General features: G+C 63.5%; 5 protein-coding genes. All 5 read right to left on the bottom strand.

The genetic code is table 11. The features are described 5' to 3' along the window. Positions 1 to 88 precede the first annotated feature (88 nt). On the bottom strand, positions 89 to 544 hold the full coding sequence (locus J8I34_RS06095; protein WP_209805612.1) for a toxin-activating lysine-acyltransferase: 456 nt from the start codon (positions 542 to 544) through the stop codon (positions 89 to 91). Next, complete coding sequence (locus J8I34_RS06100; protein ID WP_209805613.1) at positions 541 to 1,959, bottom strand: TolC family outer membrane protein; 1,419 nt, start codon at positions 1,957 to 1,959, stop codon at positions 541 to 543. Before J8I34_RS06100 ends, J8I34_RS06095 begins: the two co-directional genes overlap by 4 nt. After that, a complete protein-coding gene (locus J8I34_RS06105; RefSeq protein WP_209805614.1) occupies positions 1,959 to 3,296 on the bottom strand; it encodes an HlyD family type I secretion periplasmic adaptor subunit in 1,338 nt (445 codons plus the stop codon). The genes J8I34_RS06100 and J8I34_RS06105 overlap by 1 nt, the downstream gene beginning before the upstream one ends. Further along, entirely contained in the window at positions 3,289 to 5,520 is a 2,232-nt protein-coding gene (locus J8I34_RS06110) for a peptidase domain-containing ABC transporter (RefSeq protein ID WP_371748046.1), read from the bottom strand. The genes J8I34_RS06105 and J8I34_RS06110 overlap by 8 nt, the downstream gene beginning before the upstream one ends. Before the next feature lie 104 nt (positions 5,521 to 5,624). Next, entirely contained in the window at positions 5,625 to 12,917 is a 7,293-nt protein-coding gene (locus J8I34_RS06115) for a tandem-95 repeat protein (protein WP_209805616.1), read from the bottom strand. Positions 12,918 to 12,923 lie beyond the last annotated feature (6 nt).

Genomic DNA, 12,923 nt, shown 5'->3' on the forward strand with positions numbered 1-12,923 from the left:
GGCGGGGCTCCCCTCTCCGGCGGAACCCGCGCCGGGCGGGCTTTAGCGGGGAGCCTGCGGTTTTGTCTACAAGGAGATCCCCGAGTGACTAAAGACTACGCATGCGCATGGTCGCCTCACCCTCGGGGGCGAGTTGAAAAAGCGCATCGCACTTGAATACCGTCGCCTTGAGGTCCTCCAAGACCTCCTTGGCACCGCCATACGGTGCAAACAGGTCGACCAGAAATACCTTGTCACCGGATCTCCAGTCACCTGGTGCGAGGTGATATGGCGGCTTGGCAAAGCGCTCAGCCACCGAATCGGAAAGGTAGGCCCACGTCACGAAGGCGGTCGGCATGTCGCCCTTCATATACAGCTTGGCTTGCTCCAGCACCAGCGGCGGCATGATCCGCCATTCCAGGTCCGCAAAGAAGCTGTGGCGCGTGGTCGGGTTGTTCATCATCAGCCACGACACGGGGCCAAGCAGCGGGATCTTCTTGATGACGCGCTGCGCCTGTTCGGCGGCAAACTTGACGAGCTGTTCGTTATCGGTGGGTGCGGTCATGGCATCCTGGAAACGGTTGGTGTCTTGACGGAAGCCGCCGGCATGGCCGGTACGGCGGGGGTAATCTCGCTCGCGTCCTCGGTCAGCAAGGCGTTGACGGCCACCACATCGCCCTCCGACAGGCTGCCTGCTGCAGCCTTCAGGCGCAGCCCCTGCAGGATGGTGTCATAGCGTGCCTTGGCCAAGTCGCGCTGCGCCGCGAAGAGCTGCTGCTCGGCATTCAGCACGTCGATATTGACGCGCGTGCCGATCCGGTAGCCGATCTTGTTAGCGTTGACGGCATCCAGGCTGGAGGCCACCGCGGAGGTCAACGCCTCAACCTGCGACAAGCCGCTGGTGACTCCGCCGAAAGCCTGCCGCGCCTGCGTGGCGGCCTGGCGGCGTGTGGCCTCCAGCTCTGCCCGGGACTTGTACTGGTTGGCAATGGCTTCGGTTACCCGTGAGTTGACGATACCGCCCTGGTAGATAGGGATCGACAGTTGCAGGCCGATCGTGCCGGAATTCACCCTGTTCTCGATGTCGGCTGGCGAGGTCATGCTGCCGGAGGTGTAGTTCCTGCCGTAGCCAGCAGTGAAATCCAGCGTCGGCAGGTGCCCTGAGCGGTTCTTCGACACCTCCTTCTCGGCCACCTCCACGGCGGCAAGCTGGGTGCGCACGGCTGGATTGTTCTCGCGGGCATTGCCGATCCAGGCGCCGACATCCGCCGGTTCCGGCGCCGGCAGGTCGATGTCGGCATTGAGGCTAGCGAGGCCATTGGGTAGCGGCCCGATCAGCCGCTCCAGTTCCGCCCGTCTCGATTCCTGGTCATTGAGGGCCTGCACGAGTTGCGAGCGTCCCAGGTCGTGCCGGGACTGGGCCTCGTAGACGTCCGTGATGGTGGCCTCACCCACGTCATAACGGCGCTTGGCCAGCACGCGCTGCTGTTCCACGGCCTTGAGCTGGGCCTTGGCAACCGCCACGCTGTCACGCGCGTTCAGCAGGTCAAAGTAGGCCTGCGACGTGCGTAGGATCAGGTCGCTCTCGGCTTGGGCAAACTGCGCCTCGGCCTGCTCGACCTGGGCACCCGCCTGCGCCACGCCGATCCAGTTGGCGACACGCACCACCGGCAGCGACAGTTGCAGGTTCCACGCCCAACTATTGACGTTGCGATCCTGGTATGGACTGCCGGCGAAGTTGGCCTGCCCATTCTGGTGATTGCCATTGCCGTTGAGGTTGATGCTCGGCAGTACGCCCGCGCGTGCCTGCGGCAACTTCTCCCGTCCGGCTTCGAGAGCGTAGCGCGACGCCTCGAAGGTCGGGTCGCCGCCCTGTGCCAGACGGTACGCCGACAGCAAATCGATGGCGCTCGCGTGCGAGGCAGCAAGGCTCGCCCCTGCGGCGAGGATGGCGCTAATCATTCGGATGAACGTCACCATCACCGCTCCCGCAACGCCTCGTCCTTGTAGCGCATCAGCGGCGACAGGAAGTAGGAGATCATACGCCGCTCGTCCACGCGAATGTCGGCGGTCACGCTCATGCCGGGGGTCAGCGTGCCCTTGCGACCGTTGACCGAGTTCGGCGTGGCCATCTCGCTCAGGCGAATGCGTACCGGGTAAATCGGCCCCAGCTTCTGGTCGTTGATGGCATCGGTGCCCACCCATTGCACCTCGCCCTCGATGTAGCCGAAGCGCGTGAAGTCAAAGGTTTCCACCTTGGTGATGACGCGTTGCCCCGGCTTCACATACCCAACGTCCTTGTTCTGCACCTGGGCATCCACCTCCAGCGCCGTGTGCGCCGGCACGACGGTGGCCACAGGCTGCGCCTGGGTCACCACCCCGCCGACCGTGGTGACTGCCAACTGTTGCACCACGCCATCAATCGGCGCGCGCAATATCTGCAGATCGCGCCGCTGCGTGGCCTTGACCAGTTCCAGCTCGGCAGTGGCCGCCTTGCGACTGGCCTCTGCCAGCTCGGCCGAATGGCGCGCCGTGAATTCCGCCACAGCCTGTGCGCGCTGCTGTTGTGCGGCGTTCAGCCCAGCATTGGCCTCGGCCAGCCGGCTCTTCTGCAGCGCCAGTTCCTTCCTGAGGTTAAGCAGTTCCAGCCGGGTCTCGATCAGGCCGGTCTCGGCGATGTGCCCGGTCTTTACCAGCTCCTCGCGCATGTCGTTCTTTTTGGTGACCAGCGGCAGGCTCGCATCGATCTGCTCCAGGCTAGCGGCGGCGCCATTGCGGTCCGCGCGCTTGCGGGCAATCTCGGCATCTAGCGCGGCCATCCTGGCACGATGTTCAGCCAGCGCGCTCGTCAGCAGCGCCCGCTGGGTCCTGGCGATGTCGTCAGGCAAACCATCCATTGGCGGCATCGTGGCCTTGCCGTCGAGCAGCGATCTGAGTCGCCGCACTTCGGCTTCGGCTTCCCAGGATTCGCGTTGCAGGCGGTCCCGATCGGCCGCGGTCGTGGTGGGGTCAAGCTCGATCAGGACTTCACCCGCCTTGATCGCCTGGCCATCGCGCACGTAGATCTGGCGAACGACCCCAGCTTCCAGCGGCTGCACAACCTTGGACTTGCCCGACGGGATAACCTTGCCTTGGGCGGACACCACAACGTCCATCCTGGCGAACACGGCATAGATGAGGGCAAGCGCTGCCATGCCGCAGATGCTGCCAGCGACGATCCTGGCCATTCGCGCCGGGCGGTGGTTGGCAATACCCATAGCCGCCGTTGCAAAGGCGTCTGCCGCCGCTTGCTGGTGCGGTTTCATCGGTTCAGACATTGGTGCCTCCCGGCAGCGGCTGCACCGGCGCCTTGCGCTTGACGGACAGGGTTTCCAGCACGCGCGATGCCTCGAACAGGGCGCGATACTTGCCTTCCCTGGCGATCAAGTCGGTGTGGTGACCGGATTCCACCAGTTTCCCGTTGTCGAGCACCAAGATGGTGTCGGCCAGGCGCAACGTCGAGAGGCGGTGCGCCACGATGAATACGGTGCGCCCGGCACAGATTTGCTCCAGGTTGTCGTGAATCACCCGCTCGGACTCGTAGTCCAGGCTCGCGGTCGCTTCATCCAGCAACAGAAGGCGCGGGTTGGTGGCGAGCGCCCGGGCGATGGCGATGCGGGCGCGCTGGCCACCCGACAGGAGGCTGCCGCGCTCCCCGATCACGGTGTCATAGCCTTGCGGCAACACATTGATGAAGTCATGCGCACCGGCCAGTTTCGCCGCCGCCATCACGGCCTCCATCGACAGGTCAGGATTGGTAATGGCGATGTTGTCAAATACCGACATGTTCAACAGCGCCGCATCCTGCGACACCACGCCAATCTGGCGGCGCAGCCAGGTAGTGTCCACCGTCGCGAGGTCGATGCCATCGATAAAGACCCGACCGCCAGTCGGCGTGTACAGCCGCTGCAGCAACCGGATGAGGGTAGTCTTGCCCGCCCCCGAGATGCCGACGACCCCGACCACCTTGCCCGAGGGGATCGTGAACGAAACATCCGACAGCACCTGCGCGCCATTCGTCTGATAGGCAAAGCTCGCACGGTCAAAGTTCACGCTGCCCCGCAAGGCGGGGCGCCGTGCCCGTTCGGACAGTTGAGCGGGCTCGGCGGGCGCGTCCATGATGCTACCGAGGCGTTTGACGGCCACGCGCATCTGCTGGAACTCCTGCCACAGTGAGGACAGCTTGATGATTGGGGCGTTGACGCGGCCCGAGAGCATGTTGAAGGCGATCAGGCCGCCCACGGTCAGGTTGCCATCGATCACCTGCATGGCGCCCACGCCCAACAGCACCACAGTGAGCACCTTGCTTGCCAGGTTGATGATCTGGTTGGTCCAGTTGCCGGTGTGGCCCGATTCGAACGCAGTCACGGCATAACGCACCAGCCGGTCTTCCCAGCGGCGCTGCCAGCTCGCTTCGACGGCATGGCCCTTGAGGGTTTCCATCGCGCCGATGGTCTCCACCAGGAACGCCTGGTTGTCGGCATTCAGGGCAAATTTGTCCTCAAGCTTCTTGCGAAGCATGGGGCTCACCACATACGACGCGCCAAGGAAGATCGGCAGGAAGCAGATCACGATGACGGTCAACAGCGGACTGTAGTAGAACATCACAGCCAGGAACACCACTGCAAAGAACAGGTCCAGCCAAGCGGTCAGCGCCTGCCCGGTGAGGAAGGTACGTGCCGTCTCCAGTTCACGCATTGCGGCGATCACGTCGCCGGTCCGGCGCGAATTGAAGTACGACATAGGCAGACGCATGAGGTGCCGGAACAGCCGTGCACCCAGTTCGACATCGACCCGGTTGGTGGTATGCGTGAGCAGGTATTGGCGCAGGCCGGACAGCATCGCGTCAAACAGCGCGACACCGGCCAGCACTACCAGCATCACCACCAGCGTGGCCTGCGAACGATGGGTGAGCACCTTGTCGATCACCACCTGGAACGCCAGCGGCGTGACCAGCGCAAAGACCTGGACGAAGAAGGAGGCCAGCAGCACCTGGGCGAGCTCGGCCTTATACTTCTTGATGGCCTGCCAGAACCAGCCGAAGCCGAACTTCGACGCCGAGGCATCGGCGGCACCTTCAGTCAGCGAGGCCACCGTGCGCTCGGCCTCGATCCAGGCATTGGCAAATTCGCCGGCAAAGGTGTCGGCAGGTACCGCTTCAGGTTGCTGGCCCGGCTGGCGCTGCACCAGCACCACGGCACCAATCTTGCCCACCAGCACGGCGTGTCCGCTGCACGTGAGCGCGAGCACGGGCAGCCTGGCATTGGCCAGCGCCTTCAGGCTACCCTCAACGCGTCGAGCCTGAAAGCCGAGGTCATCCAGGCCCCATAGCATTCGACTGGCGTCGAAGTCCTCGCGCACGTTCCAGCGGCGGATCAGTGCTTCGGCGTCCACGGAAATCTCGTGCATGCCTGCAAACGCGACCAGCATGCGCAGATTCGGAAGTGTCCGGGCCTGGCTCATGGCCGCCCCCAATCCGGACCGGATACGACCCGCAACCATACACGCATCATCTTTCCCATCAAACAAGGTCGAACGTTCCCAACGGGTGGCCGCATGGCCCCCGCGGGATGGTTATTGCCCCGATCAGTGTGCTCGGGGATCGATCACAGATTGCCCATGCCCAGGTCCACCACGCTGGCCTGCGCCGTGCGGTCGATCATGTCGGCGAGCGTGTCCTCGTGGGGCGGCACGAAGCCACCGGAGGGTGGCGGGCCATCGGCTGTCGCCAGCAATTGGGCCCACAGATTCCTGCTCCACTGCGCTTCCTCAAGGCTGCCCGGCGGATACGGACAGCCGGGCGGCTCCGTCGCGGCACTGATCAATTGCGCCACAGCATTTGCGGCAAATGCCGCGTCATCGGTCGGCGCGGCCGGCTCGATGCCTGTATGGACTTCTTCCAGATATGCGGCGAAGCTAGGCAGCGGCACGTCCTTGCCCGCGAACATCACATCGGCGGCCTCGCTCTTCGTGCCATCGGTGTGCGTTACCTCGACGGTGCCGAACACCACGTTGCCGTGATCGAGGTGAGCCTCGCCCTGGCGCTGCAGACTGATCGAGGCGATGCCCAGTTCGTCCAGGAGCTTGTGCTCGGCCTGGGTGACGTCACCGTCGCCGTTGGCATCCTGCACCACCTGGAACCGGCTCCAGGCGGCGTCCTCCTGGCTGATCTTGCCGTCATGATTACTGTCGAAGGCTGCCAGCGCCTCCACATCGGTCTTCGCGTCTGGAGCGAAGTTCGTCAGGCGCGTTTCCTCGACCGAGATACGCCCATCGCCGTCGGCATCGAAGCCGAGCACCCCATCGGTGTTGGCCGCCCAGCCGATCTGCTCGATCTGGCCGTCGTCGTTCACGTCCGCCCTGATAGCCGATTGGTCGGCTGCCAGCAGTTCCGTGCCATTGCCGTTCAGGTCCAGTACGATCGGCGTAAAGCCGCCACTGGCGTTGGTGCCCTTGTGGCTGGTACTGATCTCCACATCGGTGACCGCGCCCTGGGCATCGGTGATGCGGATCGTGAAGCTGTCCGCGCCGTTGTACGGGTCGCCACGATGGCTGAGGTACTGCCAATAACTGGGAGTGTTGATCAGGTGCTGAGCCAGCCAGGTGTGACCTTCATATTCGGGCGTGAAGGTGTCAACATATGCATTGGCATAGGCGTGCCCATGCTGCGGCCCGTGGAGGATCGAAATGACGACAGCGGCAGAGTTTCCGTCGGGGTCATACACGACGATGCGGCCCATCTGCCGCGCAGGGTCATCGGCCGGTCCGACGTACACGTCCATGTCGACCCCGCCGAAATTCAATTGCGTGTAGCTGTCGACCGGGCTCAGTTCGAGAGGCTTGAGCATGCCGTTCTGATACAGGGCAGGCGTGTAGCGCACTCCGCCGGCGTCGTACAACTTGCCTTGCGCGGACAGGGACCTGGCCAGCCCCTCATCGTAGAGCGGCTGGAAGTAGTTGGTGGCCCGCTCATGGTTCTCATCGTAGGCTGCCCAGAGCGGACCGCCGCCGTCGACAGGCGCTGCTGTGCCAACCTGAGGCGCCGGGCCGTAGTAATAGCCAAAGACCGGACGTCCGAATTCGATGGCTTCGATAACCGGCGCCTTGTTCACATGCTCGATGTTCAGGAAGGCAGTCGACCAAGTCTGGCCGCCATAGGAGTCGGACACCAGGTACTGGAACGAAGCCTGACCGTAGAAGTCGTGGTCCGGCGTGAACCGAACCTGCCCGTCGGCCTGGATCTCGACGGTGCCGTGCTGCGCGTTGGCCACCTGCGTGACGGTCAGGGCGTCGCCATCCGGATCGCTGTCATTGGCCAGGAACTGCGCCGTGTTGATGATGAACGGCGTGTTCTCGTAGCCCGAGAACCCGTCATCGACCGCGACCGGGGTGGTATTGATCCTCTCCAGGTTGACCGTCGTGGTGGCCGTGGCGAAACCGCCTGCGCCATCGGAAATGGTGTAGATGAACTGGCCGTGTGCGCCGGGGTAACCACCATAACCGGGATCAGGCAGGAAGGTCACCGACCCATCTGCGTTCAGCCGCACGGTGCCGTGCTTGGCGCCCGACACGCCGACGATGCGCAGGTCGTTGTGCGGGTTGTCGATGTCGAAATCGTCGGCCAGCAGTGCGGCTGACGTCAGCGTGATTGCCACCCCCTTGCGGCCAGCGACAAGGTTGTCGTTGGCGATCGGCACATCGTTGACCGGTGCCACGTGAATCGTCGCCGTGGCAGTCAAGAAGCCGCCCGCGCCGTCGCTCACCTCATACTGGAAGCTCGCGTCGCCAAAGAAGTCCTGATTCGGGACGAAGCGAATCGTGCCGTCGGGGTTCAGCGAAACGGTACCGTGCGTGGCACTGCCGACACGGGTGATCGTCAACTCGTGGTGTTCATTGTCCACGTCGGCGTCGTTGGCCAACAGCACGGCCGCATCGATGGTCAACGCCGTATCCTCGGTGCCGTCGATCACGTCACCGCGCAGGCGCGGCGCGTCGTTCACGGGCGCCAGTTCGATGTCCACCCGGCCGGTCGTGGTGGCGCCGTGCGGGTCGGCCACCGTGTAATCGAAACTGGCGGCCCCGAAATAGTCGGCCTCCGGAATGAAGCTGACCGATCCGTCCGCATTCAGCCGGACCTCGCCGTGCACCGCGTTGCCGACGGCCACCAGCGTGAGCGAGGACTGCGCATCATCCACGTCCCGGTCGTTGGCCAGCAGGCTGGCCGCCGTAAAGATGCCGGTTTCATCTTCGGTGCCGCTGAAGTCCTCGCCGGTGACAATGGGCGCGTCGTTGACCGGCGCCAGATCGACCGTCGCCATGGCCTCGATATATCCGCCCGCGCCGTCGTAGACCGTGTAGAAGAAAGTGGCGGTGCCGTAGAAATCCTGCTCGGGTACGAAGCGGATCTGCCCCTCGGGGGTCAGCTCGACCGTGCCGTGCTGGCCGTTGCGAACGGAGAACACCGTCAGGTCGGAATGCGGGTTGTCCACATCCGTTTCGTTCGCCAGCAGCGTGGCCTGCTCGATCAGCAGGATCGTATCCTCGTCGGTGGTTACAGTCTCGCCCGTGGCCACGGGGGCGTCGTTGACCGGACGCACCTCAATATTGACCGTGGCAGGCGTGAGACCGCCGTTGCCGTCCGATACCCAGTAAACGAAGCTGGCCGGGCCGAAATAGTCGTGATCGGGCAGGAACCGCACATTGCCGTCCGCATCGAGCTTGACCAAGCCGTGCTGCGCATCGGAGACACGCAGGATAACCAGTACATCGCCGACGGTCGGCGTGTCCACGTCGAAATCATTGGCGAGCAATTGGGCCGACGTGAACAGAATGCCGGTGTCCTCGTCCATTGCGGCGGTTTCGCCTGCCGTGACGGGGACATCATTGACCGGGGCGATGTCAAACCGCACATTGCCGACCGCCGCCATGCCATACTCGTCGGAAACGGTGTAGCGGAAGATGGCTGGCCCCCAGTAGTCCGGGTCAGGCGTGAAGACGATGCGCTGGCTGCCGTCGGGCTGGGTCACCATCGACACCGTGCCATGCTCAGCGCCAAAGACCTCGGTCAACTGCAATGGCCGCCGGATGGCGTTCTTGGTGGTGTCGTTGGCGAGCAGCACCGCCGCATCGAAGGCATAGCGCGTGTCCTCCACCGCGGCCACGGACTCATCCTGCACATCGGGAAACGCCAGGCGCGCGTCCTCGCCATTGGGGCCGGTGATGGTGCGTTCTGACACGGGACTAGTGGTACTCATGCCGGACGTGGCACCGTCCAGGGTGCCATCGTGTGCCACGGTCTGGATCTGGCTCGGCGTGACATCCACTGTCAGGACTTTGTCGAGGTTCGCGCCACCGTGGCGCTGCACGGGCGGTAAAGCAATCACCGGGCTCGGAACGAACGGGGGCTGTGTCGTTGTGGTGGACGGGGCGTCCGTGCCCTCGGTCGGGCCTGACACGCGGCTGACGGTGTTGTTACCGGTGGTGTCGAGAATGCCGGTGTCGCTTGTCAGGGTATCGGTGCCCGTCTGGGCACTCGCAACGCCGGCCACCGCGCCAACCGCGACGCCTGTCAACGCGCCAGCGCCAGCAAACGGGCTGTCCGCACTCTTGATCCATTCATCCCGGATCGCGGCGTAGGCGTCCGCCGGGTTCGTGGGCGCAGCGCTGGTGACGCGGCCATCGTTCGGGCGCACCGTGTCGGTACGCGGCGAGCCCTTGCCGCCATTGGTGTCACCCTTGGAGGCCAGGCGGCCGTCGCCGGCCTCGACGGTGGTGACGGTCGTCGCGCCGTCCGCCATCGCTTCGCCGTCACTGACGCGGATGTCGCCAGCGGCGATCACGTCCTCGGCCAGGACCTGCTCATGCTGCCGGTCGCTGGCAGTATGGACCCGCTCATCGCCAGCGCCAAGGCGCGCCTCGCCGCTGGCGTCTGCGCCGGCCAGGCCACCATGGGTATGGCCCGCCTCGCCGGTGTAGTCATGGGTGACCACGGCATTGAGTACCGTCTCGCCGCCTTCCTTCGCGTGCAGCATGCCAGCGAAGGCATCGGGGTCGCCATTGCCATCCGTATCGGCAAAGGCTGCCTGGTAGTAATCGCCGCGGACATCCGCGGTCAGGTGCTGCTCGGTAACGTTGACAACGGTGCCATCCGCGGCGTGCAGCACAGGCGGCTGGCTGGTGAAGTCCAGGCAGGCAATGCCCTTGTCGAGCAACGAGGCGAACTCGCCGTCATCGGTCTGGCCGTTCCGGTTCACGTCCAGCCAGATGCCCAGCGCGGCAAAGGCCGGATCGGAGGCATCCAGCTTGCCATCGTGGTTGATATCGAGCCACTGCAGGCTGTTGCGCGCATTCGCTGCAGCCGCGTCAGGGTCATTGGTCAGGATCTCACTCTGGCCGATGATTCCATCGCCGTTGACATCGATGGACAGAATGCCCTGGTTGGCCTGGACCCAGTCCGTCTGCTCGATGTAGCCGTCCAGATCGACGTTCTTTCCGATGCGGCCGGTTCCGACGCCCGGCGGCAGTTCTATCTCCACGGTCAACGCCGTGAAATGCTGGCGGATGCCGTCCGCGTCCTGCTCAGGCATCCCGGCTTCGGCAGCAGGACTCTGCCATTCCTGGTTGGACAGTTGCTGCGCGACGCGCGCGCGGTTCTCGTCAACCGATCCGCTCGCCGGCCACGTCAACGCATCAGTCTCGTTCATGGCGGCAAGGATGGTTTCGGCTTCCCAGGCCGGCACCACCGCCTCAAACGCATGCACCAGGAACTCCTGCATCAGCGTCGCTTGCCCCGCTTGCCCCCGATTGCCCGCCCCGTCGAAGTAGCGGGTCTGCTCCCGGCCATTCTCGTCAATCCATTTCAAGTACAAATGACCGGGGGCGCCGTCAAAGCTTGCGACATTGCCCAGGTAGCTATCTGGATGGTAGGCGTAGCCGATGGTCGGCAGGCGCTGGGGGATGATCGCGTAGACCGGGTTGCCATTGGCATCCACTTGGGCGGACAGCGACTTCTGCAGTTCATCTACCAGGCTCTGAAGCATCCTGGTGGGCGTGCCACCGCCTTGCTCGGTATCGACCGTGGTCAGCACATGGATGCTGCGATCCGGATTCCATACCGCAGTGGCCTCTCCTTCCAGCGTCGGGATATCGTCGTCGGTGAACGCCGCGCCAATCATCGCCACGGCAACCGCAGCGAAGGCCAGCGGCGGGCAGTAAGACGTGTATCCAGCAACCGCAAATCCAGCGGCAGCGGTACTCAGCGCCGCGCTGGCAATCTGATAGCCATTCCCATCCTCGATCGCCATTACCAGCGACACGATGCTCGCCACAAGGGCAAGTCCGCCTGCCACCTGTCCCATGGTGCCGGCCGACTCCATCAGGCTGTTGCCCGCGGTGGTCGCACCGGCCTGGTAGGCCGCAATGCCCTCGTCCTTGAGCATATTGGCGTAGATGGTCGCCGCCTGGCTACCCAGGTTCAGGCTGGACGCCGCAATACGCAGTCCATCGCCGTCCTGGATGGCATTGAACAGGTTAATGCCTGCCGCCAGCGCATTCAAACCAACTCCGACGCCATCCGACAGCAGCGTTCCGCCACCAGTTCGATCCAGGTTGGCCAGCATGGCCGCGCTGGCCGCCACGATAGCCTTGGTATCTCCCGATTCGATCGCCTGGACCAGCGACAGCATGCTTTGGATGCTGCCGAGGGTGTCCACGGGGGAAACTGACTCCGACGCCGCTGTGACTGATGCCTCCTGCTGCATCGCGTGCCCATCGAATGGCAAACCACCGATAGTTGGTTCAGTCACCGCCAGTTCACCACGCGCCCCAACTGAGACCACTTCTCCATGCAAACCAATCAGGCGAACATCGCCGTCGTCGGTTGCTACTGTGGCGAGCACGTTGCGCTGCCCATCCACCAGCGTCCTTGTTCCATCGCCTAGGGTATAGATGGAGACATCCTTACCGTAGAGGCGCTCAATAGTTCCCTGCCATTGGGCGGCACGCTCAACAAAAGCCTGTTGCTGAGCGGCAAGTGCCTCCCCTGCGCCGGAATGGGTTCCGCCGATGTCCGCAAGAGAAACGCGTTCTCCCCCAAGCCTTGCTAGCGCGTTGCCGACTCCTGTAATACCGCTGGCGTCCGAGAATGGCAGCTTGTCGAGCAATTGCTTGAATTGATCCTGGACATGACTGCCAGTTTCGCGCAGGGCATTGGCCGCGTCCACTCCCATGGATTCAAAGAAGCCTGCCTTGTCAATTCCGGCGATGGCATCAACAAGATTCAGTAATTCCTTTCCAGACGAGACGCCCGGTGCCTTTTGCAGCCAATCATTGGCCATTGCCCGGACCGACGGATTGGACGAGGTGGAAGCGCCGTACATGAACGCCAGGGTGGCGGTATTTGCCGCGAGAGCGTCGACGTAGCCACCGCCCGTGTCGCGCAGCATATTCCAGAACTGCTCGACTTGCGCAGGGCCGCCCATCTTTTCCATGAGGCGGAAGGGGGTATCAAGGGTCCAAGCCTGAGGGGGGAGGCCATTGTCCTCAAAGACCTTGCTGTGAAAACTCCACACCTCGCGACTATCAATATCGCGCGTGACGGGCAGACTACCATCGTTCGTTTGTTGGTACAGCGCGTCGAGATAGCCTTTCGCCATGTCTAACTTAATCTGCTCAACCTGTGCCCCGGTTAGCGGCTTGCCTAACTCCTTGGCGGTATTTTGCATGTAAGTCAGCGCCGACGCCCCAGCGATGGTGTTAGCATCAGCCACACCGCGGGCCCATCCGGCGTATCTATAGCCATGCCCTTCAAGCTGACTATAGACCTGAGACGGCGTAATCTTGCCTGCGTTGAGTTGAAATCTAATTTCGCTCAACGATTGAGCCGAGATGGACTTAGGCATGGATGA

The organism is Cupriavidus phytohabitans, from assembly GCF_017815025.1.
Lineage (GTDB): Bacteria > Pseudomonadota > Gammaproteobacteria > Burkholderiales > Burkholderiaceae > Cupriavidus.